Annotated in this window: 26 protein-coding genes; 3 read left to right on the forward strand and 23 right to left on the reverse strand. The window is 66.6% G+C overall.

What is annotated here, in order from left to right:
• Positions 1-14: 14 nt before the first annotated feature.
• Positions 15-407, reverse strand: a complete 393-nt coding sequence (locus EKL94_RS05575) for a barstar family protein (protein WP_126928323.1) — start codon at positions 405-407, stop codon at positions 15-17.
• Positions 408-688: 281 nt separating this feature from the next.
• Here EKL94_RS05575 and EKL94_RS05580 point away from each other — a divergent pair, with 281 nt between their 5' ends.
• Both EKL94_RS05580 and EKL94_RS05585 read left to right on the forward strand, forming a co-directional pair.
• Positions 689-2911 carry a methyl-accepting chemotaxis protein gene (locus EKL94_RS05580; RefSeq protein WP_126928324.1) on the forward strand — a complete coding sequence of 741 codons (2223 nt, stop codon included), beginning with the start codon at positions 689-691 and terminating at the stop codon, positions 2909-2911.
• 166 nt (positions 2912-3077) lie between these two features.
• Positions 3078-3446 carry a glycine zipper 2TM domain-containing protein gene (locus tag EKL94_RS05585; protein WP_032127541.1) on the forward strand — a complete coding sequence of 123 codons (369 nt, stop codon included), beginning with the start codon at positions 3078-3080 and terminating at the stop codon, positions 3444-3446.
• 127 nt (positions 3447-3573) lie between these two features.
• Here the strand turns inward: EKL94_RS05585 and EKL94_RS05590 are convergent, their stop codons facing one another.
• The 5 genes from EKL94_RS05590 to EKL94_RS05610 form a co-directional block, all read right to left on the reverse strand.
• Positions 3574-4701, reverse strand: coding sequence for an ABC transporter permease (locus EKL94_RS05590; protein ID WP_126928325.1), 1128 nt, complete (start codon positions 4699-4701; stop codon positions 3574-3576).
• Entirely contained in the window at positions 4698-5885 is a 1188-nt protein-coding gene (locus EKL94_RS05595) for an ABC transporter permease (protein WP_126928326.1), read from the reverse strand. Before EKL94_RS05595 ends, EKL94_RS05590 begins: the two co-directional genes overlap by 4 nt.
• Positions 5870-6883 (reverse strand): HlyD family secretion protein, encoded by a 1014-nt coding sequence (locus EKL94_RS05600; RefSeq protein WP_126928327.1) that lies wholly within the window; start codon positions 6881-6883, stop codon positions 5870-5872. Before EKL94_RS05600 ends, EKL94_RS05595 begins: the two co-directional genes overlap by 16 nt.
• Complete coding sequence (locus EKL94_RS05605) at positions 6876-8282, reverse strand: TolC family protein (protein ID WP_126928328.1); 1407 nt, start codon at positions 8280-8282, stop codon at positions 6876-6878. The genes EKL94_RS05600 and EKL94_RS05605 overlap by 8 nt, the downstream gene beginning before the upstream one ends.
• 78 nt (positions 8283-8360) lie before the next feature.
• Positions 8361-9254: a LysR family transcriptional regulator ArgP gene (locus EKL94_RS05610; protein ID WP_126928329.1), complete on the reverse strand. Its 894-nt coding sequence runs from the start codon at positions 9252-9254 to the stop codon at positions 8361-8363.
• Positions 9255-9360: 106 nt separating this feature from the next.
• Here EKL94_RS05610 and EKL94_RS05615 point away from each other — a divergent pair, with 106 nt between their 5' ends.
• On the forward strand, positions 9361-9981 hold the full coding sequence (locus EKL94_RS05615) for a LysE/ArgO family amino acid transporter (protein ID WP_126928330.1): 621 nt from the start codon (positions 9361-9363) through the stop codon (positions 9979-9981).
• A gap of 50 nt (positions 9982-10031) precedes the next feature.
• Here the strand turns inward: EKL94_RS05615 and EKL94_RS05620 are convergent, their stop codons facing one another.
• The 17 genes from EKL94_RS05620 to EKL94_RS05700 all read right to left on the reverse strand — a co-directional run bounded on the left by EKL94_RS05620 (position 10032) and on the right by EKL94_RS05700 (position 26405).
• The gene (locus EKL94_RS05620) at positions 10032-12230 is read right to left on the reverse strand and encodes a TonB-dependent receptor plug domain-containing protein (protein ID WP_260473386.1); all 2199 of its coding nucleotides are present in this window, start codon (positions 12228-12230) and stop codon (positions 10032-10034) included.
• A 106-nt stretch (positions 12231-12336) separates the two neighbouring features.
• On the reverse strand, positions 12337-13806 hold the full coding sequence (locus EKL94_RS05625; RefSeq protein WP_126928331.1) for a M23/M56 family metallopeptidase: 1470 nt from the start codon (positions 13804-13806) through the stop codon (positions 12337-12339).
• Entirely contained in the window at positions 13803-14186 is a 384-nt protein-coding gene (locus EKL94_RS05630) for a BlaI/MecI/CopY family transcriptional regulator (protein WP_005408657.1), read from the reverse strand. The genes EKL94_RS05625 and EKL94_RS05630 overlap by 4 nt, the downstream gene beginning before the upstream one ends.
• 91 nt (positions 14187-14277) lie before the next feature.
• The gene (gene map, locus EKL94_RS05635) at positions 14278-15069 is read right to left on the reverse strand and encodes a type I methionyl aminopeptidase (RefSeq protein WP_185829996.1); all 792 of its coding nucleotides are present in this window, start codon (positions 15067-15069) and stop codon (positions 14278-14280) included.
• A 10-nt stretch (positions 15070-15079) separates the two neighbouring features.
• Positions 15080-15292, reverse strand: a complete 213-nt coding sequence (locus EKL94_RS05640) for a ParD-like family protein (protein WP_005412680.1) — start codon at positions 15290-15292, stop codon at positions 15080-15082.
• 68 nt (positions 15293-15360) lie between these two features.
• Positions 15361-15720: a bleomycin resistance protein gene (locus tag EKL94_RS05645; RefSeq protein ID WP_099529977.1), complete on the reverse strand. Its 360-nt coding sequence runs from the start codon at positions 15718-15720 to the stop codon at positions 15361-15363.
• Positions 15721-15866: 146 nt separating this feature from the next.
• Entirely contained in the window at positions 15867-16751 is an 885-nt protein-coding gene (locus tag EKL94_RS05650) for an arginase family protein (protein ID WP_126928333.1), read from the reverse strand.
• A gap of 3 nt (positions 16752-16754) precedes the next feature.
• Complete coding sequence (locus EKL94_RS05655) at positions 16755-17819, reverse strand: GNAT family N-acetyltransferase (RefSeq protein ID WP_126928334.1); 1065 nt, start codon at positions 17817-17819, stop codon at positions 16755-16757.
• Positions 17820-17847: 28 nt separating this feature from the next.
• Entirely contained in the window at positions 17848-19248 is a 1401-nt protein-coding gene (locus EKL94_RS05660; protein ID WP_046983245.1) for an aspartate aminotransferase family protein, read from the reverse strand.
• A gap of 62 nt (positions 19249-19310) precedes the next feature.
• The gene (locus EKL94_RS05665; RefSeq protein ID WP_126928335.1) at positions 19311-20027 is read right to left on the reverse strand and encodes an MtnX-like HAD-IB family phosphatase; all 717 of its coding nucleotides are present in this window, start codon (positions 20025-20027) and stop codon (positions 19311-19313) included.
• Between the two features lie 174 nt (positions 20028-20201).
• A complete protein-coding gene (locus EKL94_RS05670; protein WP_126928336.1) occupies positions 20202-21404 on the reverse strand; it encodes a DegT/DnrJ/EryC1/StrS family aminotransferase in 1203 nt (400 codons plus the stop codon).
• Between the two features lie 10 nt (positions 21405-21414).
• Entirely contained in the window at positions 21415-21813 is a 399-nt protein-coding gene (locus EKL94_RS05675) for a DMT family transporter (RefSeq protein ID WP_126928337.1), read from the reverse strand.
• Positions 21810-22169, reverse strand: a complete 360-nt coding sequence (locus EKL94_RS05680) for an EamA family transporter (protein ID WP_126928338.1) — start codon at positions 22167-22169, stop codon at positions 21810-21812. Before EKL94_RS05680 ends, EKL94_RS05675 begins: the two co-directional genes overlap by 4 nt.
• Position 22170: 1 nt before the next feature.
• Complete coding sequence (locus EKL94_RS05685) at positions 22171-23007, reverse strand: alpha/beta hydrolase (RefSeq protein WP_010483180.1); 837 nt, start codon at positions 23005-23007, stop codon at positions 22171-22173.
• Between the two features lie 79 nt (positions 23008-23086).
• Positions 23087-24466 carry a sensor histidine kinase gene (locus EKL94_RS05690; protein ID WP_005412674.1) on the reverse strand — a complete coding sequence of 460 codons (1380 nt, stop codon included), beginning with the start codon at positions 24464-24466 and terminating at the stop codon, positions 23087-23089.
• Positions 24463-25146 carry a response regulator gene (locus EKL94_RS05695; protein WP_099498146.1) on the reverse strand — a complete coding sequence of 228 codons (684 nt, stop codon included), beginning with the start codon at positions 25144-25146 and terminating at the stop codon, positions 24463-24465. The genes EKL94_RS05690 and EKL94_RS05695 overlap by 4 nt, the downstream gene beginning before the upstream one ends.
• 131 nt (positions 25147-25277) lie before the next feature.
• Entirely contained in the window at positions 25278-26405 is a 1128-nt protein-coding gene (locus EKL94_RS05700) for a metallophosphoesterase (RefSeq protein WP_126928339.1), read from the reverse strand.
• Between the last annotated feature and the right edge of the window lie 60 nt (positions 26406-26465).

The following is a 26465-nucleotide window of genomic DNA, read 5'->3' on the forward strand; positions in this document are numbered from 1 at the left end:
TCGCTGCAGCGCGCTCAGCCAGGCACCAGGGTGATCTGCGGATGGCTGCCGAAGATCTCCATGACGATCTCGAAGTAGGTCTGTCCCTGGCCAAGCGCCAGTGCCGTCAACTGAGCGTGGATGGCCGGACCGATGAACCTGCCGCCCTGACCGAGTTTTGACTGCAGCCAGGCGCGTGTGGTCTCGCGGCCCAGTGCCTCGCGGCTGTGGGCGATGTCACGCCACACCACCGTGGCGGTGGCATGGCCGGCGAGAGCGCCGTAGCCACCGTGAAGCAGGTCATCAAGCGCGTCCAGGCTTGCGCCCAGCAGCCAGTCTTCGTCGGCCATGAACACGCGATTGATTTCCACGTAGAGGCTGGCGATGTCGTTGATGGACGCGCCTTCGATGTGCAGGATCCGTGTCATTTGAAGACTGTAGCCCGCCCGGGCGGCGGTTGTATCCGGTGCAGATAATCCAGGGTCGCTTTGGATGGGGGGGCGTGATTATGGTGTTAAACCCGTGTGATTTTCATCGGGCGCTGGCGTGTCAGCGGTATTCGATAATGATATAGCGCCATTATCCGCCGCTGTATTTTCTGACGGCCTGCACAGTTCCATATATTTGGATCGGTCCATATATAAAGCCCCGTAAAGTTTCCCTTCGCTGCGCCGCCATCGAACGTACGGCCACGATCAAGGGAATTGAGATGCTTGCCTTACGTAATCTCCGTGTGGGATCCCGGCTTGGCGCCGGCTTCGGTCTGCTGCTGCTGTTCATCATGGCCATCGTTGGCCTGGTGTTGTATGGGAATCAGTTGAAATCCGCCCAGTTCGAGAAAGTGGTGGACGTCAACATGGTGAAGATGCGTCTGTTGAATGACATGCTTGATACCAACAACGCGGTGCTGATGCATCGCCGCCTGATGGTGATCAAGCGGGGTGACGAGTTCGACAAGGATTACCAGCGTGCCCAGGAGTTGTCGCGGACCTATGACGGTATCTGGGCCAAGTACATCAAGATTCCGCGTGACGCTACCGGCGACACCCTGGTCGCGCGCATCGAGGTGGCCCGCAAGGCCACCGATGCATCAACCCAGCAACTGCATGAGCGCATGAAGGTGGGGGATTTTGATGGGGCAGCGAAGGAGCTGCTGGCCGAGCACGGTCTGGCAACGGCCTGGAATGAATCCATCTCGGCCCTGCTGCGCCACCAGGAGACACTGACCGAACGCAGTCGCGAAGAGTACCGCGCAACCGAATCGTGGACCGGCACGCTGTCGATCGCGTTCGGGGCACTGAGCCTGTTGCTGGGCACAGTGGCGGCCTGGGCGATCACCCGCAGCCTGACCCGTCCGCTGGAAGGAGCGGTGAAGCTGGCTGACGGCATCGCCAGTGGCCGCCTGGACAGCAGCATCGACGCCACCGGCAACGACGAAGTGACCCAGCTGCTGAAGTCGATGCAACGCATGCAGGCACAGCTGCAGGCGGTGATGGCGGCACAGGGAGAGCTGGCCCGCCAGCACGATGCCGGCAGCCTCAGCTACCGCATGGACGAGAGCGCATTCCCCGGTGACTACGGGCGCATGGTGCATGAGACCAATGCGCTGGTTGGATCGCACGTGCAGGTGCAGAACCGGCTGATCGAGGTGATGAAACACTACGCACGCGGCGATCTGTCGGTGGACATGGACCCGCTGCCCGGCGAGAAGGCGGCGATCACCCAGGCGATGGACGAAACCAAGTCCAGCCTGTCGGCGATCAACAGCGAGATCCGCCGGTTGGCGACAGCGGCCGCGGCAGGCGACTTCAGCCTGCGCGGTGATGAAGATCGCTTCGCCTACGATTTCCGCGACATGGTGGCAGGGCTCAATCGCCTGATGCAGACCACCGACGAGAACCTGGTGCAGGTGTCGACCCTGCTGCAGGCCATCTCGCGCGGTGACCTGACCGTGCGCATGCAGGGTGATTTCCATGGCGTGTTCGCGCGCATGCGTGATGACTGCAATGCCACCGTCGACCAGCTCAAGCAGATCGTTGGCCGCATCCAGAGCAGTGCTTCCAGCATCAACCTGGCAGCAGGCGAGATCGCCTCGGGCAACACTGACCTGTCGCGGCGTACCGAACAGCAGGCGGCAAACCTGGAAGAGACCGCAGCGTCAATGGAGGAACTGACCTCCACCGTGAAGCAGAACGCCGAGCATGCGCGCCAGGCCAACCAGCTCGCCATCGGCGCGCATGGTGTCGCTTCGCAGGGCGGTGAGGTGGTCGGCCAGGTGGTCACCACGATGTCGGCCATCGAAGCAGCGTCGAAGAAGATCGCCGAGATCATCTCGGTCATCGATGGCATCGCCTTCCAGACCAATATCCTCGCGCTGAACGCGGCGGTCGAAGCTGCGCGTGCCGGGGAACAGGGCAGGGGCTTTGCCGTGGTGGCCAGCGAAGTGCGTACGCTGGCGCAGCGCTCGGCCGGTGCCGCCAAGGAGATCAAGGGCCTGATCGAGGATTCGGTCGGCAAGGTCGCTGACGGCTCGGCGCTGGTCCGCCAGGCCGGCATCACGATGGGCGAGATCGTGGCCTCGGTGCAGCGCGTGACCGACATCATGGCCGATATCTCTGCTGCCTCGCAGGAGCAGAGCTCGGGCATCGAACAGGTCAACCAGGCGGTGGTGCAGATGGACGAGACCACCCAGCAGAATGCCGCGCTGGTCGAAGAAGCCAGTGCTGCAGCGCGCTCGATGGAGGAGCAGGCGAACCTGCTGGCCGAGGCCGTGTCCGTGTTCCGCACGGGGGCGGTGACCGCTGCGGCAGCGGTGCGCCCGGCGCTGGCAGCGGTGGCGGCATCGGTTGCGCCGGTACGCCGGCCCGCGGCGCTGTCGCCGCGGATCGAGCCGACGCTGGCCGCCAATGCGGGTGGTTGGGAAGAGTTCTAGCAGAGGGCAAGGCCGGCAGGGAGACGGCGCCCATCGCGACGGCTGGTCGCGATGGGCGCGGATTTTCTTCCTGAACGTGCGATGGCCGATGAAGTGGCGGACACGCGTATTTCACTTCCGGTTGCCAACCGCGGGAGGACACTTGCGTCATACCGGAACTCAGGAGATGGCCATGAAGACCTCGACCCGATTGCTTGTGCTGGGCACCCTGCTGGCGGCTTCGTCGGTGGCCGGCGCGCAGACCTATGGGCCGCGCGATGAGGGACGCAAGTTCAACGACGGCAGCCGCGTGGTCTGCAAGAACGTGGAAGTGCAGCGCAACTCGCGCGATCCGAACCGCATCACGGGTACCGCTACCGGCGCAGTGATCGGTGGCCTGCTGGGCAACCAGGTGGGCGGCGGCAACGGCAAGAAGCTTGCAACCGTGGCCGGTGCCGTGGCCGGCGGTGCGGCCGGCCGCCAGATCCAGGGCAACAGCCAGCAGAAGAACGGCGACCGCGTGGTTGAACGCCGCTGCGAACGCGTCTACCGCTGATCGGTCGCTGCCGGACCCCGTTTCCCCTTCCACACCGCAGTACTCGAACGCCGGCTCCACGCCGGCGTTCGTCGTTATGGAAAAAGGGGACGGAGGGAATTAAGTCGCAATTCCCCCAACCGACCGTTTACGACTTAATCCCCTCCGTCCCCTTTTTCGCGAGGAGGCGCCAGGTGGCGAGGCTGCCGTAGAGCAGCAGCAGGGCGGTGAGGGTGATCAGTTCGTGGCCGACTTCGGCCAGGCTGGCGTCCATCTGGTTCAGGCGCACCATCAGGTTGATGCCGGAGGTGGTCGGCAGCAGCTGCGCCAGCCAGACCAGTGGTTGTGGCGTCATCACTGCCGGCCATGACAGGTTGGCCAGGAAGAACAGCGGGATCGAGGTGGCGATGATGTACTGGAAGGCGCGTTCGCGGGTGCGGAAGAAACTGCCGACGAACAGCCCAAAGGCCACCGTGGCGGCGATGAACAGGGTGCCGCCGAGCAGCTGACCCAGTGGGTTGCCGCCGCGTGGATAGTCCTGCACCCAGGCGGTGAAACCGGCGTAGTAGAACAGGCCGAACAGGCCAATCAAGCCGAAGCCCAGTGCCATGCCGGCCAGCGTCGGCAGGTCGAAGCGCAGGCGCCGGCCGAGCGCGAGACGACGTCCACCCAGCAGCACGCCGATGCCCATCAACAGCGTCTGGTGCACGATCAGCTCGGCCACGCCGGGCACGATGGCGCTGCCATAGCCTTCCTGGGTGTTGTACAGCGGGCGCTGCACCAGGGTGACCGGTGGTGCCTGCGGCGCGCCCATGAAGGCCGCCTGGCCGACCACCGCCTCACGCCCGAACGCGCCCAGTGCATCGGCCACGCTGCCCAGCACCCAGCTGGCACGGCCCAGGTAGGCGCCGTTGCCGAGCAGCACCAATTTGGCCGGGTGGCCGCGCAGGATGTCGCGCTCCAGCTTGGCCGGGATCAGCACGATGCCCTCGGCGTGGCCGGCTTCCAGCTGCTGGCGCGCACTGTCGATGTCCGCCGGTTGCCCGACCACGCGTGCAACCCGCAGTGCATCGAGCTTTCGCAGCAGCTCGCGGCTGGTCGCGCTGTGGTCTTCGTCCACCACCAGCACCGGCAGGTTGCCTGCCACCTGGTGGCGGTACGCGGCCGGGTAGAAGAAGGAATACAGGATCACCGCGCCGACCATCACCACGATCGCGTAGCGGTCGCACAGCACCGCCATCAGGGTCTGCCGCAGGCTGCGCCAGAGTGCGCTCATGCGTCGGCCCCTGCCGGTTGTGCGGCGGCAGGCGTGCGCGCAAAGGCGATCAGGCGCAGGCCGCCGATGCCACCGGCCACCACCGCCATCAACAACAGCGTGGCCAGCGGCCATACCGAAACCTGCAGCGGCGAACCGATGAACTGCTGCTGGGTCTGCAGCTTGATGTAGGCGCTGAGCGGCAGCAGCTGATGCCAGATGCGGGTGAACAGGGGGCCGTCCAGCACCGGGAAGGTGGCACTGGAGAATGCCAGTGCAGTACCGATGGTGAGGCCGACCGCGGAAAGCGCAGTACCCATGTCGCGGGTAACGCCGACGAAGAACAACGCGTAGGCGGCGGTGGCCAGATAGAACAGGGGCTGTGCGAGCAGCAGCAGGAGCACGCTGCCAGCCACACCATCGCCGCGCAGCCAAGCCAGGTAACCGATGCCGAGCGCGCCATACAGCGAGAACAGCAGGATGTACGGCGCGACCTTGCCGGCAATCGCCGACCACGGCGTGCGGCCCAGCCAGGCGGGCAGGGTACCGTCGCGGATCTCGCGGCCGAGGCTGCCGGCCACCGCAAGTGCCAGCACCAGCGACAGCACCGCCGGGAAGATCAATGGCAGCAGGAACAACTCGTAGCTGCGCGCAGGGTTGTAGAGGATGTCCGACTGCACTGCGATCGGCGCCGCGCGCAGCTTGCCCGGGCCGACCTGCAGGCCGATGCGCTCGCGCAGCAGGCGTGCGTTCCACGCCGAGACCGCGTCGCCGATATCGCGCGCCGCAGATTGGCCGGTGGTCATGTAGGTAGCGTTGTAATAGGCGAACACCGTGCCCTGGCGTCCACGCAACGCCTGCCGGGTGACGTCGCGCGGCACCAGCACGATGGCGAACACATCCAGGCTGCGCAGCTGCGAACGCGCGTCTTCCATGTCCACGGGCTGGCTGGCGACACGCACTCCCGGGCTGGCGTCGAGCATGCGTAGCAGCAGGCGGCTGTCACTGCTGTGGTCGAGGTCGACCACGGCGATCGGGATGTCGCGCATCACCGAGGGCGTGAACATCCACGCCATCACCACCAGCATCAGCAGCGGCAGCACGGTGACCAGCATCAGATCCGCACGATTGCCGCGCAGCGAACGATGCTCGCGCCGCCAGGAGGCGGCGAAGCCGCCTTGGCCGGGGCTCAGTGCTGGGGCCATGCGAACAGCACGCTCATGCCAGGGCGGAAGCCCTCGATGCGGCGTACCGGGCGCACCCGCACCTCGAAGCTGCGGACGTCGTAGCCGGACGACTGGCGGGTGGTGCGCCAGGTTGCATAGTCGCCGGCCGGATTGATGAAGTAGACCTCGAACTCGCCGTCCAGGCCGAGTGCCGGCACGCTGCCCTGCAGCTTGCTGCCGACCTTCAGGCCCTGCATCTGCGATTCGCGCAGGTTCATCGCCACCCACATGCGGTCGATGTCGACCAGGGTGAACACCGGGTAGCCGGCCGGCACCAGTTCGCCCGGGTCGGCCATGCGCTTGTTGATCTCGCCGGCCACCGGCGCGCGCCCTTCCACTTCGGCACGCGCGGCGTTGACTTCGGCCACCGCGCCCTGTGCCTGCTGCACCTGGCCCTGCGCGGCACGCTTGTCCTGCTCGCGTGCGCCGGCCAATGCCATGTCGTACTGCGCGCGGGCGGCACGGGCCAGTTCGCGCGAACTGGTGGCCTGGGCATGCGCTTCATCGCGCTTCTGCCGGGTCATCACCCCTTCGTTGAACAGGTTCTGCACGCGCCGGTAGGTGGCTTCGGCCAGCGTTGCACCGGCTTCGGCCCGCTTCCAGTTCGCTTCGGCGGCGCGGATGTCTTCGCTGCGCGCGCCTTCGTCGGCCTTGTCGGCCACGGCTTGTGCGGCGGCCAGGGCGCCGTGCGCCTGCTGTTCCTTGGCGGTCACTTCGGGGCTGTCGAGCAGGAACAGCACCTGCCCGGGCTGCACGCGGTCGCCCTCGCGCACCTTCAGTTCGGCCACGCGCGCGGTGATCTTGGCGGCCACGTTGATGGTGTCCGCATCGGCCATGCCCTGGATCTGGTCGGCCGGACTGCGCCAGGCCAGCCACAGGCCGAGCACCACCACGACCAGCAGCACCACTATCAGGATCGGGCCCAGGCGGCGCTTGGCCGGGGGCGTCGTCGCATCGTCGTGCAGCACATCACTCATGGTCGATCACCTCGTCCGCACGCCGCCGGAACTCTTCGAAACGGTCCATCTGCCCACTGACCTCCAGCAACTGTGCCAGCGCAATATCGTATTGGTAGGCGGCCTGCGCGCGCTCGACACGGGCGCCACCGAGGCCGAGCCGCGCGTCGATCACATCCAGCGAGGTGGCCTGGCCTTCGCGGAACGCCAGCTCCTGCAGGCGCAGGTTTTCCTGTGCCTGGGCGATGCTGCTGTCGAGCAGCACGTACTGCTGGCGCGCGGTTTCCAGTTCGTTCCAGGCCTTGCGCACGCCCAGCGCGACCTGGTTCTCGGCCTCTCGCAGGCCGGCTTCGGCTTGTTCCTGCTGCGCACGCGCGGCGCTGATCTGCGCCGGCCGCGAGTTCGGCGACAGGAAGGTGTACTTCAGGCCGATGCCGAACGCCCAGTCCGGATCGGTCAGCATCTCGTCGCGGCGGCGGAAGTCGTACTGGCCGAAAGCGAAGATCTGCGGCTTCAGCTTGGCCTGCTGCACGCGCACGCCCTGTTCGGCCTGCGCCACCATCGCCCGCAGGCGTGCGATCTGCGGCTGGCGCGCCTGCGCCGTGCGCTCGAAGCTGGCCACCGGTTCCAGCGGCACGCGCTGCACGAACAGCGGCGACACCGGCTGTACCTCGCCACCACTGCGCAGCAGCGTGGACAGCGCGGCCTTCAGCGTGGCCAGGTCGTTCACCGTCTTCTGGTACTCGCGCTCGGCCTTGTCGCGGGCCACGGTGGCCTGCAGGCGCTGCGCACGGGTGGCGAAGCCCTCGCGTTCCAGCTTCTCCGCATCGGACAGGTGGCGGTTGAGGCCATCGCGTACGTCGCGGCGCACATCCACTGCCTGCTCGGCCAGACGCTGGCCGAAATAGGCCTGGGCCAGCTGCACGGTCAGCGATTGGCGCTGAGCCTCGCGCTCGGCACTGGCCTGTTCGTGGGCAGCGCTGGCGGCACGTTGCGCGGCCGGAATCACGCCGCCGGTGTACAGCGGCAGCACCGCGGTGACCACGGGGCGGGTACGCCAGTCGCGTTCGGTGAATGACAGCGGCGAGTCGATGCCATAGGCCTCGGCGACAGGCGCCAGCGAACCCAGTGGCAGGGTAAGGGTCTTCTGGAACTGCAGCCGGCGCACTTCGCCGGTGATTTCCGGCAGGCGCAGCAGGCGGGTGGCGTCCTGCAGGTCCTGCTTGTTGCGCACCGCTGCATCGGCGGCGGCCAGTGCATCGGAGACCTGTTCCAGGCGCTGCCGTGCCTGCTCCCAATCCAATGCCGGTGCATCGGTGAGGGACTGCGCCGATGTGGCGAACGGCAGGCAGGCCGCCAGAGCCATGCCGGCCACGCCCATGGCGCTGCGCATCCTTGTCCGTCGGCGGCTCACGCGCATGCCGTTCCTGTGGTGAAGAAGTGGGCAAACGGTAGTGGTCGGCGTGTGAAGCCCGGGTCTGCGGTCATTGGATCGTCCTCAACGAAGGGTGCCGCTGGCCGCAGTGCGCAGCGCCTGGGTGATGTGCTGCAGCGTGCTTGAACGCACGGCGGCATGCTGCCAGTACAGCGGCACATCGAGCCAGCGGCGGGGTTCCAGTACCACCACGCGTCCGGCGCGTACAGCAGGCGCGACCAGCGTTTCCGGGGCCATGCCCCAGCCGAGTCCGCACGCGGCAGCTTCGACGAAACCGGTGGAGGAGGGCAGATAGTGTAACGGTGGTTGCAGCCGCGCGCGGGTCAGCCGCCGCACGAAGCGCCATTGCAGTTCATCCTTGCGGTTGAACACCAGCATCGGTGCGCGCGCCAAGGCTGCGGCCTGCATGCCATCGCTGAAGTACTGGCGGGCGAAGCCGGGGGAGGCGATGGCGTGGTAGCGCATCGCGCCGAGCGGGTGCACGTTGCAGCCCTTCACCGGCTGGCTTTCGGCGGTGACTGCACCCAGCACACTGCCGTCGCGCAGCAGTTGCAGAGTGTGGTCCTGGTCGTCCATGCGCAGGTCGAACAGGTAGCCGTGACGTTGGTGCAGGTCGGCGATGGCGGGCACGAACCAGGTATCGAGCGAGTCGTCGTTGACCGCCAAGGGGATCGGCGTGCGCGCAGCGTCACTGCCGCGTTCGGGCAGCAGTTCGGCCACTGCCTCGGCCTCCAGCGCCTGCATCGGCCGTACTCGGCGCAGCAGTGCTTCACCGGAGGTGGTGGGCCGGCACGGTGCCTGGCGCACCACCAGCACCTGGCCAAGGCGGTCCTCCAGGGCCTTGATCCGTTGCGACAGTGCCGACGGGCTGATCGACAGCCGGCGTGCGGCGGCCTCGAAGCTGCCTTCTTCCAGCACTGCAGCAAATGCGGACAGTTGCGGATGTACCAGGTCCATGCCAGCACCTCTTCAGTTTTTCTGCACAGGATAAAGAAAAATCAGATTGTCTTAACGCGTCCGTTGGCCGCACCCTGCGCATCCCTTCGCTGCCTGGCCTGTCCTGATGTGGATTGCCGCTACCGCCGCCGGCCTGTTCGCAGGTGCCGGCCTGATCATCGCCATCGGCGCGCAGAACGCCTTCGTGCTGCGCCAGGGCCTGCAGCAGCGCCATGTGGGGAGGGTAGTGCTGGCCTGCGCAGGTGCGGACATCGCGCTGATCCTTGCCGGCGTTGGCGGCATGGGCGCGCTGGTGCTGCAGTGGCCGCTGCTGCTTCAGGTGCTGCGTTTCGGTGGCGCGGCCTTCCTGCTCTGGTATGGCCTGCAGGCAGGGCTACGCGCGTGGCGAGGTGGCAGCGCGCTGGCCGCCGCCGAGGCGCAGGGCGACAGTGGGCGCCAGGTACTGCTGACCTGCCTGGCCTTCACCCTGCTCAACCCGCACGTCTACCTGGACACGGTGGTGTTGCTCGGCAGCCTGTCCACGCGCTATCCGGGCGATCTGCGCTGGGCCTTTGCCGCCGGTGCGTGCGTGGCCAGTGTGGCCTGGTTCTGCACGTTGGGCTACGGCGCGCGCCTGTTGCAGCCGGTGTTCCGCAGGCCGAGCGCCTGGCGTGTGCTGGATGGAGGTGTGGCGGTCTTCATGTTCTGCCTGGCGACGTTGTTGCTGTTGCGTCCGTTATCACCATGAGTGCGCGGTCGGGTACCGCGCGCTTGAGTCGTACTCCGTGCATACATCGATCACAGCGGGAGCTCCCATTGCAGGCGAAGGCTGGGTACGGAACGCCGGGTGTTGCGAAGTACCTGCGACCCGCCTTCGTCGAAACGCCACTGGCCGGTCTCGATGTCCTGCGCCAACAGGTTCGAGGCGGTCAAGCGCAGCTTGCCGTGCCGCTCGGTTGCGTACTGTGCCCAGGCTTCCAGTTCGCGTCGATAGGACGTGATGTCCAGCTCGCTCAGGCTGTAACGTATTCTGCCTCCGCTGCGATGGGTGTAGGCCAGGCCGCTGCTCCAGCGCGATGAGATGCGGTAATCGAGCGACGCACTGGCGGTGAATGGCACCTGGTCTTCAATCCGATTGTCAGGCCCGGGAAGATCCCTGACCCGGGAGTGGTTCCAGGTGGCGTTGCCGCGCAGCTCGATATCCGGCCCTCTGCGGTACAGACGTGCCAGCGGCATCCTGCCATCCATCTCGATTCCCCAGGCCATGGCGCGGGTACCGTTGACCGGCGTCGATAACCAGCGCCCATCACGTAGCACCGTTTCATTGCGGATCGGTGCATCGATGCGACGCAGGTAGCCGCCGATGCTTCCTTGAGTGCCTTCACTGCCGTGCATTTCCCAAGCCGCATCCAGACCCCACGCCAGTTCCGGACGCAGCGATGGATTCCCGATCTCGTCGGGGTTCAGTGGGCGGTTGTTGGTAGAGGTGTACGGACGCGGGACAAGCGAGCGCAGCGCTGGTGCGCGGAAGCTGCGGCTCAATGAGACCCGTAGCTGGTCCTTGCCCTTTGCACGCTTCCACAGGCCCTGCAGGACCGGCGTGAACACGCTGGCACGGTGACGCGTCGTGGCGAAATTCCGACCTTCGCTGCGGGTCTGCAGTTGTTCCCAGCGACCGCCGACGTAGAAGGCACTGCGCGCGCCCCAAGGAAACTCATCCTGCGCGTACAGCGCCACGCGATGCAGCCGCGCATCGAAGGAGAGGTCGCTGACCGTCGACGGTTCGCTGGGGGAAGAATGCAATTGCTGCACTCGGGATTCACGCCGCGAGTCCATGCTGCTTTCAGCACCGACCTGCAGTGTATGGCGGCCCCACGCCGGCAGGGTCCACTTCACGCGGGTGGTGCCACCCAGCACGTGCAGCTTCGCATCGGTGCGATCGAAAAGATTATCCTGTTGTGCCTCATCCTGTCCTTGTTCGCGAAAGCGGTAGTCCTCCCGGTTTCCGTCCATTGCCAGGCGCAGGTTCAGGCTGCCTCCATCCGACAGTTTTTTCTCCCACTCTGCACTGACCTGGCCCTGGTCAAGGCGCAGGTGCGTGCGTTGCCGGTAATGGGGAGTGCGTAGTGCCGGGCCCAGCAACGTGTCCCAATCAATGGTCATGTCGCGACGGAAGTCGGACGCGTCCACCAGGGCCTGCAGCGAAAGGGTGGTGTCATCGCTGGTTCTGAACGTCAGTGAGGGCGAGAGCGAAACGCTGTCGCGTTGGCCGGTGGCACGCAGGCGCGATTGTCGATGCAGCAACGGCGTACCAACACCATCCCAGGCGTCCTCTCTGCTGCGTTCCTCCACCAGGAATGCGCGGGCGGTTGCCGTGGCGGTCAGTGAAACATCACGGTCGAGATTGGAACGGGCCTGCCGCCAGCTCGCTGACGGGGTCATGCGCCCTTGGGTATCCGTCCATGAAACCGTCAGCCGTTGACTGTCTTTTGCAACCGGTGCACGGGTGACGATGTTGAGTGTGCCGGCGATGGCACCCATGCCCTGATCAGCGGAGGGCGCGCGCAGGATTTCGATGCGCTCGATCAGATCGGTGGCCAGTGAGTCCAGGCTGAAACCGGCGGGTGTGCGTTGGCCGTTCAACAGGATCTGCGTGTAGCCCGTGCCCAGGCCGCGTAGTGACACGGTGCCTGGACGGCCCGGTGCGCCGTTCGAAACGCTGACACCGGGCAAGCGCTTGAGTGCCTCCAGCAGGTCGGTATCACCGTGTCGTTGCAACGTATCGTGGTCGACGACAATACGGCTGGCGGTGTCGTCACGGCGAGCATCGTAGCGCCCGGACTGGACGTGCACTGCATCCAGATCGGTCGTGTTTGGAGGAGAGGGTGTCGTTGGCGGAAGGGCCATGGCATTCGCTGGTCCCATCAGGCAGCCAATGGTGAGCCACACGCCCGCGTGTGGCCGCAGTGTTGTCGGGGAGGGCGAAGATCGACGCATGGTCGTGCGGTTCCTTTGTCACGGCGGGACAGCGGGCCGCAGCAGGTCCTCCCGCAGCCGGGTATCGAAACGATGCATGGAGGGCGGCGGCGCGCCGGTCAGTGCATTACTGCAGCCAGTGCTGCGGGTCCACTCGTGTTCCGTTGCGCAGCAGTTCCATGTGCAGGTGTGGGCCGGTGGTCCGCCCGGTGTTGCCGCTGCGGGCGATGGGATCGCCCCTGCGCACCTGCTGGCCTGGCTGTACCGCGAAGTCCTGCAGGTGTGCAAACAGCGATTGCCAGCCACCGCCGTGATCGATCACGACAACCGTGCCGTAGTTCGCACCATCGGGATAGGCGTGCGTGGCAGCGATGACGGTGCCGTCGGCGGGGGCGAGCACGGCGGTGCCACGGCGCGCGGCGAAGTCGGTACCGTGATGGGCGCTCTGGCGGAAGTCGGCGACGTGCCCGAACACGCTGGTGACCCGAGCATTGGACAGTGGCATGAAGAATGACGGAGGCGGCAGCGTGGCTTCCACCAGTGTTACCGATGCGATGGGGAGTGGCAGCGTCACGCGCGTCGGTCCTGCCACCACGGTCGCCTGTACGGTGGCCACGCCGACTGTGCAGGCAGAGCCCAGTGCGAGCAGCAGCAGGACGCTGGTGAGGCCTGGGCGGCGACCGTTGTCACCCTTCAGCATGTGCTGCAGGCGCACCTGGTGGCCGCCGAGATCGCGATGGGTGAGGGCGCTGGCCGGCTGCACGGCCGTCGCGTAGCGAAGGGTCTGGACATAGGCGTGGGCCAACAGACGGCCGTCGTTGGCGGCGCCACCCTCGGCCAGTGCTCGCGCATCGCATTGCAGTTCGGCGGCCAGTTGCATGCGCGCGGCAATGCGTCGAACGAAGGGATTGAACCAGTACAGCGCACCAACAAACCGCATCAGCGCAGCGCGCTGGGGGTCGCGGCGCTGCAGGTGGGCCGCCTCGTGGCCGATGACCAGGCGAAGCGTACGATCAGGCAGGGCCAGGCATGCCGTGGGCAGGATGATCTGCGGCTGCGGCCTGCACAGGGCGAACGGCGTGCCGCTGCCTTCTACAATGCGCAACGCGACGCCTTCCTGCTGCAGTTCCTGCACGGCGTGGCGCGATTGCGGGCCAGGCAACTGCGCAGTCTGCAGCGGGTGGCTGCGGCGTAGCAGGGCCCGCAGCCGGCGGCTGGCCAGCGTCCAACGAACGAGGGTCAGCATGACCCCCGCGATATAGACGGTCAGCAGCAGTGGCGTCAGCCAAGCCATCAATGGCTCGGTCGCCGCGAGTGCAGGCAGTTGTTGCACAGGCTGCAGTACGGCGATGCCGCTGTCCAGCGCAACAGGCAATGCGCTGGCCAGCTCCTGCAACGGTGCCGCCTGCACCGGCAGCAACAGCGCAAGCAAGGGGGGCAGCACGGCACACAACCACGCCGCCAGCCAAAAGCGTGTCGACGCATGTGAAAGCCTGAGCAGCCGCTGCAGCGATTGCGCGCCGTACCAGGCCAGGCCAGCCCCCAGCAGGCTCGCAGCGAGGCTGATCATCCACGGCGCGGTTGATGACAGGCTCATGGCTGGTCCTCGTCATCCTGGAGCAGCAGCGCCTGCAGTTGCTCGATTTCCTTGTCGCTCAGCAGGCGGCTTTCGGCGAATGCCTGGGTCGGCAGCGGCCCGTCGATCTCCAGTACGCGACGAGCGAAGTCGGCACTGAGTGCGGCCAGGGTGGCCACCTTGCCGACCTTGGCACTGTAGACATTCAGACCGTGCTGGCTGCCCTCCTTCACCAGACCCTTGTCGACCATCCGTTCCAGCGTCTTGCGCGTGGACGAGTACGACCAGTCCAGTGCGGCAGCTGCCGCGTTGTGCAATTCACGCGCGCTGCAGGCGCCGTCGCGCCACAGGCACTTCAACAACTCCAGTTCGGCGTTCGAAGGTGTTGGGACGCGGGGCATGGTCAGACCTGTGCGTGCGATTGATGTCGTGAGTGTGCGACATATGTCGCACGCCATGCAAGAGGCACATCAAGGCGCGGAGGTGCTGAGGTCAGCCGGTCGCCATCCGGTCGATGGCGCACAACGGCGTCTCGCCGGGGCGCAGGGTCAGCACGCGCACGCCATTGCGGGTGACTGCCACGGTGTGTTCGAACTGCGCCGACAGCTTGCCGTCGCGCGTGTAGACCGGCCATTCGTCCGGCTGCTGGCGGATGGCCGGCTTGCCCTGGTTGAGCATCGGCTCGATGGTGAACACCATGCCTTCTTCCAGCGCCATGCCGGTATTAGCATGGCCGTAGTGCAGGATCTGCGGTTCCTCGTGCATCTCCTGGCCGATGCCGTGGCCGCAGTACTCCTTCACCACGCTGTAGCCGTGGCTGCGCGCATGACGGGCGATGGCATGGCCGATATCGCCCAGGCGTGCACCGGGGCGCACCACAGCGATGCCTTTCCACATCGCCTGATAGGCGGTCTGCACCAGCCTGCGCGCGGCGTAGTCGACCTCACCGACCAGGTAGGTGGTGCTGGAGTCGGCGATGTAGCCGTTCTTTTCCAGGGTGATATCGAGGTTGACGATCTGGCCGTTGCGCAGCACGTCGGTGGTGCTGGGCACGCCGTGGCAGATGACGTTGTCGATCGAGGTATTGAGCACGTACGGGAAGCCGTACTGGCCCTTGCTGGCCGGCCGCGCCTGCAGCTCATCGACGATCATGCGCTCGACGAAATCGTTGATCTCCATGGTGCTCCGGCCCTGCAGCGGCATCTGGTCGAGCGCGGCGAACACCTGCGCCAGCAGGCGGCCGGATTCGGCCATCAGCGCGATCTCGTCGGGGCGCTTGATGATGCCCATCGGCTCAGACCTGGCCCGGCGGCAGCAGCGGCGGCTGCACGCCGGCCGCGCGCAGCTCGCTGGCGACGATGTCCTGGAAGCTCAGCGTCGGGTTCAGCTCGCAGAGCATGCCGACCCGGATCCAGAAGTTGGCCTGGGCGTTGATCGAGCGGCTGGAGACGGTACAGGCACGGCGCAGCTGGTCGTGCAGGGTGTCATCGATGTTGACGATGCCCATGGGCGGTCCTGGAAGCGTGGATATACGAATCGTATGTGATTCGTATATCCCCCTCAAGCCCGTCCGATTCAGTCGGCGTCGCTGGCAAAGCGAAGGCGGTTGCCATCGGGGTCGCGCAGCAGCATTTCGCGGGTGCCCCATTCGGTGTCATGCGGGGGCTGCTCGATCGGCACGTTGGCGGCGCTGAAGGCGCGGTGCAGGTTGTCGACGTCGTCGACGATGAAATACACCGCGCCGCCGACCTCGCAGTCGCCACTGTGTTCGGTGAGGAAGATCGTCTGGCCGTCGCGGGTGAGCTGGGCGAACAGTGGGAAGCCGGGTTCGAAGCGGTGTTCCCAGTCGACCACGAAACCCAGCCCCTGCACGTAGAACGGCAGGGTGGTGTCTGCGTGGCGCATGCGCAGTTGCGGGATGACGGTCTGGGGCATGGCGGCGGCTCCTGGGGTAGGAACCCAGTGTAGTGCCGGCCGCTGGCCGGCATTGGTCTGGTAGATGCCAACCTTGGTTGGCATTGCCGGCCAGCGGCCGGCACTACCGAAGCCACGCCGGCCAGCGGCCGGCATTACCGGCGCGGTCAGCAGGCGGTTGGTACGGCGGCCATTGCGGCCAGCAGTTCGCGGTTCACCTGCTGGTGCCGCGCCTGCCAGACCGGCAGATCCTCGGCGCTGATGTCCGGCTGGCCATCCAGCGACGACAGCCAGCGCTTGAAGCGGCTCCGGTAGTGGGCCAGCGACACCTCACCGGTGATGTCACTGCCGACCAGGCCGCCCGCACGCAGCGCTTCGATCACCACCAGCGCGTCTTCCAGCTGGAAACGGCCCTGGTCCCAGTTGCTGCGGACGACGTCCTCGGCGAACACATCCTTGTCGATCGACAGGTAGGTCGGCTGCGGCGACTTGGCCTGTTCGGCAGCAAACGCGGCCACCAGCGCTTCGGGGTGCTCGAAACGGCGGAAGGCGTGGCCCATGCCGAGGCGATGGCCCCAGCCCACGTCCACGTCCATGCACCAGTAGGTCAGGCGCCCACCCATCAGCGGACGCCAGTGGTTCTCCCAGGCATGGCCGAGGCCGATGTCGCTGGAGGTGATGCCGAGCACGTGGATGTGCGAGATCTGCGGCAGCTTGCTGGCGGCGTTCACCCATGAACCGCAATGCATGCCGAACGGAAAACGCATGTTGTCCGGATGGTTGTCCAGTACTACCAGCTGGAAGGGCTGCTGCGGGCGCATGCGCTGCAGCAGCGGCAGGCTGAGGTGATGGAAGTCGCCACTGCCCAGCATCACGGTGCCGAGCTGCGCGGGCAGCGGTGCCAGCACTTCGGCGGCGAAACGGTCCAGGGTTGCATTGCTGCAGGCGAAGCGCAGTGGATCGTGCCACTGCGGCAGGGCCAGCGTCTGCGCCTGTGGCAGCGGCAGCACGCCACCGTCCAGGTCCAGGATCAGCGGGGAACGCAACGGCATCGTTCAACCGCCTCCATCAGCTTCGCCCTGCAGGTACGGTGCCAGCCTGCGCAGGGCGGCGCGCAGCAGCGGGGAGCGTGCGTGGATCGCATGCCGGGTGGAGGTGAAGCGGGCGCCCAGTTCGGCCTTGATCCGCGAGTCGGTCCAGCCGGCCACGTAGTGGCTCAGGCCGTGCAGCAGCGCGTACTCGAGGTTGTGCATCCAGCTCACCGCATACAGGTTGTGCTCGCGTGACTGCGGGTAGGCCAGGCCGATGTACTTGTCCACCAGCTTTCCGGCGTGGATGTAGCACAGGTTCCAGCCGATCAACTGGCCCTGGTGGCGATACAGGAACATCCGTCCCTGGCCATGGCTGTCGGCCAGCAGATGCTGGAAGTAGGGCAGGTCGAGCTGGTCGAAATGCACCGCGCTCTGCGCATATACGCCCAGGTACAGCGCATACAGTTCGGCCTGCAGCTGCGGGTCGGCCAGGGCCGGATCACCGGTGGCGATGCAGTCGATCTGCAGGTCATCACGCGAACGGAGCTTGCGCCGGATGTTCTTGCGGCGCGAGGACGACAGGCGGCCAAGATAGCCATCGAGCGAATCGAAATCGATCGCCACCCAGGCCAGTGGCATGCCTTCCAGTTCAACGAAGCCGCGTGCCAGCAATGCCTGCAGGAAGGCGCCGCTGTGTGCGTTGGCGGCATCGTCCAGCAGCGGTGAATCGATGGCCAGGTCCTTGACCACCAGCAGCCGGGTATCGCCAATCGCGTGACGCGTCACGTCCTCGGCCAGCGCCTCAGGCGCGATGTGTGCCGGCAGCGGGGTGTACTCGGTGCTGGTGGCACCGACGAAACGGGTCTTCCAGGTGATCCACGGCCGCCACAGGCGCGACAGCGGCAGGCCGAGCAGCCTGCCGCGCAGCCCGTCATCCATCGTCGTGGTCAGGTCCAGCGGCGCACGGAAGGTCGGCAGGCCGCTGGGAAGGCGACCTGCCTCGAATCCGAGCGGCGGGTGGGCCAGGAAGCCCTCCAGCAGCGCGGCCGGTTCCAGCGCGGTGCTGGACGCGCGTGACGTCATTTCCATCGGCACGGGAACCGGCAGCGCATCGACGTCAGCCCTTGGCCTTGGTCAGTGCCTGGTCAAGCAGGGTGATCGCCAGGTCGATCTCTTCGTAGCTGATGTCCAGCGACGGCGCGAAGGTGATCACGTTCTTGTACCAGCCACCCACGTCCAGCACGAGGCCCATGCGCTTGCCGTCGTGCAGCAGGTCACCAGCCAGGCCGATGTCGACCATGCGGTCCAGCAGTTCCTTGTTCGGGGTGTAGCCGTCGGTCTGGCAGATTTCCGCGCGCAGGGCCAGGCCCAGGCCGTCGACGTCGCCGATTTCCGGGTGGCGCTTCTGCAGGCCACGCAGGCCGTCGAGGAAGTACGCGCCCTTTTCCGGCACGGTGCGCTCGTAATCCATTTCCTTGCCCAGCTTCAGCACTTCCAGGCCCAGGCGGGTGCCCAGCGGGTTGGAGTTGAAGGTGGAGTGGGTGGAGCCCGGCGGGAAAACGGTCGGGTTGATCAGTTCTTCGCGCGCCCACAGGCCCGACAGCGGGTTCAGGCCGTTGGTCAGCGCCTTGCCGAACACCAGCACGTCCGGGGTCACGCCGAAGTGCTCGATGGCCCACAGCTTGCCGGTGCGCCAGAAGCCCATCTGGATTTCATCGACGACCATCAGGATGCCGTACTTGTCCAGCACGCGCTTGAGGCCGGTGAAGAAGTTGCGCGGCGGGATGACGTAGCCGCCGGTGCCCTGGATCGGCTCGACATAGAACGCGGCGTACTCGGCCTGGCCGACCTTGGGGTCCCACACGCCGTTGTACTCGCTTTCGAACAGGCGCTCGAACTGCCACACGCAGTGGTCGGAGTATTCGTCCGGGGTCATGCCCTTCGGGCGACGGAAGGGGTACGGGAACGGGATGAACATCGCGCGCTCGCCGAAGTGGCCATAGCGGCGGCGGTAGCGGTAGCTGGAGGTGATCGACGAGGCGCCCAGGGTACGGCCGTGGTAGCCGCCTTCGAAGGCGAACATCAGGCTCTTGCCACCCCGCGCGTTGCGCACGATCTTCAGCGAGTCTTCAATGGCCTGCGCGCCGCCGACATTGAAGTGCACGCGGCCGTCGAGGCCGAACTTCTCGTGCATGTCCACGGCAATGGTCTTGGCCAGCTGCACGCGGGTCGGGTGCAGGTACTGGCTGGCGACCTGCGGCAGGGTGTCGATCTGGTCCTTCAGCGCATCGTTCAGGCGCTTGTTGCTGTAGCCGAAGTTGCAGGCCGAGTACCACATCTGCAGGTCGAGGTAGGGCACACCCGCACCATCGAACATGTAGCTGCCTTCGCCGCGCTGGAAGATCTTCGGCGGGTCGACGTAGTGGACGGTATCGCCGAAGGAGCTGTAGCGGGCTTCGTCGGCCAGCAGCTGCGCGTCGGAGGCAGCGGCGTCGGCGTTCTTGTCAAAAATGTTCATGCAGTTCGGTTCCGTGAAGGACGTTCGAAAGAGGTAACGGGGGCGTGCCTGGAAGGGAGTGCTCAGGCGGTGGCCAGCAGCAGGGGCAGTGCGGCGGGCTGCGGGCTGGTGTCGATGCGACGTGGCTGCAGCAGGCTGCCATCGAGCAAGCGCGGCAGCAGTGCGATTGCATCGTGGAAGGTATCGATGGCGGCATGCTCGATGCCGGCATGGGTGCAATGGGTGATCAGGCGGCGCTTGGCGAACACGAAGTCGGCGTCTTCGGACACGCAGAAATCCGAGCTGCCGTCGCCGATCATCAGCACGCGCGGTGCTTCGTTGGCGCGCGCCTGCGCGGCGCAGGTGCATTTGCAGGTGCCACTGCGGCAGCCTTCGGCCTGGTAGGGCGATTCCAGTTCCCAGTGGTCATCGCACCAGCGCAGGTGGTTGGCCACCACCGGCAGTCGCGACAGGCCGTGGTTGGCGAGGATGCGGTGGATCGCATAGTCCAGACCGTCACTGACGATGCGCAGCGGCACGCCCAGCTGTTCGGCACGGCTGACAAAGGCGGCGAATCCAGGATCGATCTGCACCTGGTCCAGATGGGCGTCGAGCGTGGCCGGGTCCAGCTTCAGCAGCCGCACCTGGCCCTGCATGCATTCACGCGAGCCGATCTTTCCCGCTTTCCACTGGTCTTCCAGTTCCTGCCAGCCCGGCTGGCCGTACTTTTCCAGCAGCGAGTCGATGACATCTTCGAGGCTGATGGTGCCGTCGAAGTCACACAGGATGCTCCAGTGCATGGGCAGGTCCGTCGATGAAAGAAACGCCCGGCCCGATGCCGGGGCAGGCTCAATGTAGGTAGGCAGCCTTTCTCGTTCCTTTCCTGTTGAAAGCCTTCATCCCAGGGCGCGGAAAGCGTTCAGGAAGGTGCATGGATGAATGCGTGAAGCGCAGTCCATCCATGCGTCTCGAGGTCACGCGCGGGCCAGTGCCTGCAGTATTCCGGCGGTCTCTTCACGGGTCTGCCAGGCGCTGTTGCCGAGGGTCAGCATGCGTGCGGCGAAGTCGCGTGCGTTGGGCATGTCGTCCTGCGGCACGATGCCGCGCAGGTAGGCATAGCCGGGCAGGGCATGGATGAACATGCGGCTGGCGCCGAGCCCGCGTGGCCACAGGTCCTTCAATACGGCATCACGTGCGCGCTGGCTGGGCAGCAGCAGCATCAGCAGTGGCCAGGTGCCACCGCTACCGGCGAGGCCGTCGACCACCTCAATGGCTGGCAGCTGTGCCAGCTGCACGCGCAGCTGCAACGCACGCAGGCGACCGGCCTGCAGGAACGCCGGCAAGCGCCGCGCGGCATGCGCGCCGATGTTCTGCCGCCACTGGCTGACCCGGTGCTGCGGTATATCAAGCGGGAAAATATCACCGACCGCTTCTTCCAGGTCGTCACGCCGAAGCGCGCTGCGCAGTGGATTGCCATACACCAGTGACAGCAGCGAAGGGCGATAGCAGGCAGCAAGGCCCATCAACTGCACGCTGCGCAGCAGCTCCCAGCGCAGGCTGGAGCGAACGTGCTGGACGGCATGTTCGGCCAGCGCAGCACGCAGCTCGTCGTCACGGCTGACCAGCAGGCCGCCTTCATGCAGGCTCAGGCCCTTGCCGGCAGCCAGGCTGAAGAATCCGATATCGCCACGCAGGCCGACACTGCTGTTGCCGACCCGTGCGCCGAGTGCCTGTGCGGCATCCTCGATGACCCAGGCGCCGGCGTTGCGGGCGACTTCGCAGGCCAGCTCGACATCGGCGATGCGCCCGCCCAGGTGGGTCGGCAGGATCGCCAGCGTGCGCGCATCGGCCAGACGCCTGAGCTGGCCGGGGTCGAAGTCGAAGTGGCCGCGACGGGTATCGCACAGCTGCACGCGCAGGCCCAGGCTGTGCACCGCGATCGGCACCAGCGGGCAGGTATAGGCCGGCATGATCACGGTGTCGCGCGTTGGCGCGCGCTTGCGCAGCGTACGCAGCGCGATCAGCAGTGCATGCGTACCGGAACAGGTCAACTGCAGCGGCGGTGTGCCGAGCTGGCTGGCCAGGACTTCGCGCAGGTCGCCACCACCGGGCAGGAAATCGCTGGCCTGCATCGGCAGGCCCGCGGTAGGTGGCAGTTCGCGCGCGAACAGGCTCATCGCAGCGCGCTCACGAGGCGCTTTCGGCGGGGCTGTGCGGGTCGTCCGCTTCAGCGCGGCCGAGGCAGACGATGCCGGCCACGATCAGTACCGCACCGAGCATATGGTGCAGGGTCAGCGGCTCGTTCAACAGCCACGCCGACAGCAGCAGCACGCTGATCACTTCCAGATGTGATGCGGCAAACGCGGGGCCGATCGGCGCATGGCGCAGCAGGCTCATCCAGGTGAAGAACGCACCCACGTAGCCGAGGATGGCGCCGTACACCCACGGCTGCGACAGCACGCGCAGCAGCCAGGCGGTGTTGGCCTCGACCGGCAGCGCGGCATCACCGGCATACTTGAAGCACAGCTGGGCCAGCGTGTCGAAGGCCATCAGCAGCGGGAAGCCGATCACATACAGACGCCTCATGAGCCGGCCCCCACCACCGCCACGCCCGCGGTGACCAGCAGCATGCCGGTCACCCGCAGCGGCGTGAGCTTCTCGCGGAACAGGAAACGACCGGCGACCATCAGCGCGACGATGTTGATCGAGCCGAGCAGCACGCCCTTGGACAGCGGCACCAGCGACAGGAACGCAATCCAGGCGACGAACTCAAGCACGTAGCAGGCGATGCCGATCCACAGCCAGGGCCGGCTGAGCATGTGCTTCCAGCGTTGTAGTCCTTCGCCTTCCTGCGGATCGCTGGCGGCGGCCTTGAAGGCGAGCTGGCCACCGGTATCGAGTACTACATTGGCCAGCCACAGCAGTGTGGCAAGTGAACCCATTTCAGGCCACCGCCTTGAGCACGCCCGTGCGTTCACCGATCTCGGTGAAAAAGCGCGCGCTGCGACGGATCACATCGCGGCGTTCGCGGTCGATGGTGATCATGTGGTAGCTGTCTTCCAGTACCACCAGTTCCTTGGGGCCGCTGACCCGCGACATCACCAGCTCGGCGTTGCCCATGCTGGCCACGTCGTCTTCGCGGGCGTGCATCACCAGGCACGGTGCGGTGACCTGGTGCAGATGGCGGCGGGTCCAGTTGCTCAGCGCACGCATCTCGGCCAGCGCATGCCAGGGGTTGCCCGGCAGTCCGGCGGCGGCGCTGTCGCCGGACAGCATGGCGGCGCTGACCTGCGCGCGCAGGCGCTCGTCACGCAGGCCGTACGGCGGTTCTTCCATGAACATTCGGTCGCGGCCGATGTTGAAGCGCTTGAACCACGGCAGCAGGAACGAGAAGCGGGCCACGGCGGGGATGTTCCAGCCGTCGTAGCGGAAAGTGGCGCCGTATACGCCGACCCCGGACACCCACTCCGGGCGACGTGCAGCCAGGGCCAGCGACAGCACCGCGCCCATCGACAGGCCACCGACGAACAGCTGGTCGACCTTGCCGCGCAGGGTTGCCGCCGCATCTTCCACGCCCTGGTACCACTGTTCCCAGGTGGTCGCCAGCAGGTCATCCACGCTGCCGCAATGGCCGGGCAGCTGCACGCCGTGCACGGTAAACCCGGCGTTGTTCAGCCCTTTGCCCAGCATGCGCATTTCCGCCGGGGTGCCGGTCAGGCCATGGACCAGCAGCACGCCCTGTGGGCCACCGGGGAGGAAGAAGTCGTGCGATTCGGTCACCTGGCGGCTCCGGGACGGCAGTGGGGATGGCAGGATCGCAAGCGCGATTTTCGCCAGCCTTTCAGCGCCCCGGGCCGGGTCAGGGCGCCTTCAGCAGCGGCAGCGTGATGGCGACCTTCAGTCCGCCACCGGGGCGGTTCAGGAAGCTCAGGCGGCCGCCGAAGTGCTCCACCGCCTCGTGCGCGATGGCCAGGCCGAGGCCGGTGCCGCTGGCAGCGGTGCCCGGTGCCCGGAAGAAGCGCTCGCCCAGCCGTGGCATCACGTCGTCGGGCACGCCGGGGCCGTTGTCTTCCACATACAGTTCAACATCATTGTCGTCCAGCGCGTGCACGCCCACCGTGACGGTCGCATTGCGGCCGGCATAACGCAGGGCATTGTCGATCAGGTTGTCCAGCGCCTCCTGCAGCATGGCGCCGTTGCCGAGTACACGCAGCGGATGGGGGCTGCCGCGGTAGCCGAGGTCGATGCCATCGCGGATCGCCTCCGGTACGCGCATGCCGACCCACTGCGGCACCAGCTCGCACAGATCCAGCGCCTCCACGGTATCGGGCACGGTCTGCGCCCGGCTCAGCGCCAGCAGCTGGGTGCTGACCCGCGCGGTGCGCTGGTTGAGCCGGCGGATGTGCTGCAGCGCCTCGCGCACCGTGTCCGGGTCACCGTGGGCCAGTGCCTGGTCCACGTGCAGGGCCATGCCCGCCAGCGGCGAACGCAGCTGGTGCGCGGCATCGGCGATGAAGCGGTTCTGCAACGTGATCATTTCCGCCTGGCGGGCAAACAGATCGTCGATGGTGCTGATCAGTGGCTGGATCTCCTCCGGTACGTCGGCATCGGAGATCGGTGCCAGCTCGCCGCGGCGCTGCGCCAGGCGGGTCCTCAGCGGGGTCAGGATGCGCAGGCCGTAGGTCACGCCGAACCAGACCAGCGCGGCAGTGCCCAGCGCCAGCATGGTCATCAGCGGGATGATGATCATCAGGATTTCGCGCGCACGCTGTCGGCGGTCGGCCATGCTCTCGGCCACGGTCACCGCCAGCTGGTCCTGTGGATCGTTCATCGCCTGCGTGCAGACGGTGGCCATGCGCACCTGCTGGCCATTGAGGTTGCCGTCGTACAGCGCCGGATGCACGCCGGTGCAGTCCTGTGAAGGGGCGTACGGGCTGAAGTCGGCATTGCCGCTGAGGGTACCCATGCGGCTGCTGTCGACGTTGAAGTAGCGATGGCCGTCGGGGTCGTACTCGATCAGGAAGCGCGCCTGTGGAGACAGGTCGCTGGTCACCGGCATGGTGCTCAGCATCTGCGCGAACGAATGCGTGTCGTCGATCAGGTTGCGGTCGTGGATGCGGTTGGAATAGTCCAGCGCGACGTAATAGGCCAGGATCGTGTTGAAGGTGAGCAGGCCCAGCATCGGCAGCGCCAGAAAGGCGAGCAGGCGCCGACGCAGGCTGGGGGGGCCACTGATCACGAGGCGCTTTCGTCCTGCGCGTCTTCCAGCATGTAGCCCAGCCCGCGCACGGTGCGGATGCCCATGCCGCCGGGTTGCAGCTTGCGGCGCAGACGGTGCAGGGCGATGTCCAGGCCGTTGTCGGTGAGATCCTGGCCCCAGTCGCACAGCGCTTCCACCAGTTGCGCGCGCGATACGATGCGCTCGGCGCGAACCGCCAGCGCCGACAGCAGGCCGAATTCGCGCGCGGTCAGTTCCAGTGACTGGTCGTCGATCCACACGCGGTGCCCGGCCAGGTCCAGGCGCAGGCGGCCGATGCGCAGGTCCGGGTTGCCATTGCTGGTGACCCGCCGCAGCTGTGCGCGTACACGGGCTTCGAACTCGTCCAGTGCGAACGGCTTGACCAGGTAGTCGTCGGCGCCGAGGTCGAGCACACGCACGCGCTCGGCCAGGCCGTCACGGGCGGTCACCACCAGCACCGCTAGGCCATCGCCGCGTTGGCGCAGGCGCTGCAGCACGTCGCGGCCATCCAGCTGTGGCAGGCCAAGGTCCAGTACCAGCAGCGCGTACTGGGTCGAGCCCAGCGCGGCGTCGGCGTGCGCGCCGTTGTCGACGTGGTCGACCACATGGCCCTGCCGGCGCAGCGAGGCGCACAGGCCGGAGGCGATATCCGGGTCGTCTTCAGCAATCAGAACGCGCATGCGCGGGGGCTCCTGTAACGGTCAGGCCCACCGGGTGGACGGGGGCCTCTCTCGGCTGCCGAGGGTAGCCGCAAACCGGGTGAAGGTGGAGCGCGCCGCCACCGCCCGGTGCCGTCGCGCTGTCCCGCCATTCAGTCCTGCAGGCCCGGCTCACCCTGCGCCAGCGGCACCCGCGAGCCGTCCAGCAGGCCACGGCTTAGCCTGCCATCTTCGATGAACAGCAGTTCGCCGTTCTCGCCGTTCTTGATGCTGCTGTCGATGGCGATCACGCGGTCGCCGTGGAAGCTGCTGACGTGTGGCATCGAGGTATGGCCGACCACGATGCGCTTCAGCTGCAGGCGATCGAGCACGGTCTGCACCCCCGCGGTGTCGAGGCGGCCATCGAAGTAGCCGCGGTACCAGATCGGGCTGGTCTTGCCGTCATACAGCGGTGCGGTGGCCGGGTCGGCCTTCACTTCGGCCTTGGGCAGGCCGAGCGAGGCCTGGTAGGCCGCGTTGGTGCGCGCCGGGTCCAGTGCCAGCTGCACTGCCTCGGGCGAGATGCCGCCGTGCAGGAACAGGGTGTCGCCGATCTTCAGCAGCACCGGGCGGGTGCGCAGCCACTGCCCGATCACCGAATCGGCACCGTACAGCTGCGGGTAGCTGCGGCCGAGCAGCTGGGCGCTGCGCAGGTACTTCGGGTTGACGTAGCGCAGGTCGTCGTACAGCACCATGGTCTCGTGATTGCCGAGCACGAAGTGCACTGCGCCACCGGCGGCGGCCGCCTGCTGCTGCAGGCCATACAGCAGCCAGAAGGCTTCGGTCACCTGCGGGCCGCGGTCGAACACATCGCCGGCGATGACCAGGGTGTCCTTGCCCAGCGCCCAGCGGTCCTGTGCGTCGATGACCTGGTGGGCGCGCAGCAGGCGCACCAGCAGCCCGTACTGGCCGTGGATGTCGGACAGCGCCACGATACGCGGCACGGCCGGCAGCACCGAGATCGACGGTGCATTGGGTGCAGCCACGTGCACGCTGTGTTCGTAGCCGCAACGCGGGGCGATGTCGGTGCCTGCGGCCTGCGTGGCAAGCGTGTGCGACTCGACCTTGTCGTCGCAGATCCATCTGGCCTGCAGCTGGTTGCCCTGGCGGAACACATAGGGGCCATCGGCCTGCACGTGGTCGGCGGGCGCGGCAACCTCGCGGGCCTGCGTGGTTGCTGTGGCGCAGGCCAGCAGCGGCAACAGCAGGGCGGTCAGCAGGGAGGGGCGATAGCGCGACATCGGGGGCATCCAGTGGCGGAAAGGTCTGATGCTAACCGGCGTGACCGGGTGGTGTTGTGC

It is taken from the genome of Stenotrophomonas maltophilia (genome assembly GCF_003970865.1).
Taxonomy (GTDB): domain Bacteria; phylum Pseudomonadota; class Gammaproteobacteria; order Xanthomonadales; family Xanthomonadaceae; genus Stenotrophomonas; species Stenotrophomonas maltophilia_AR.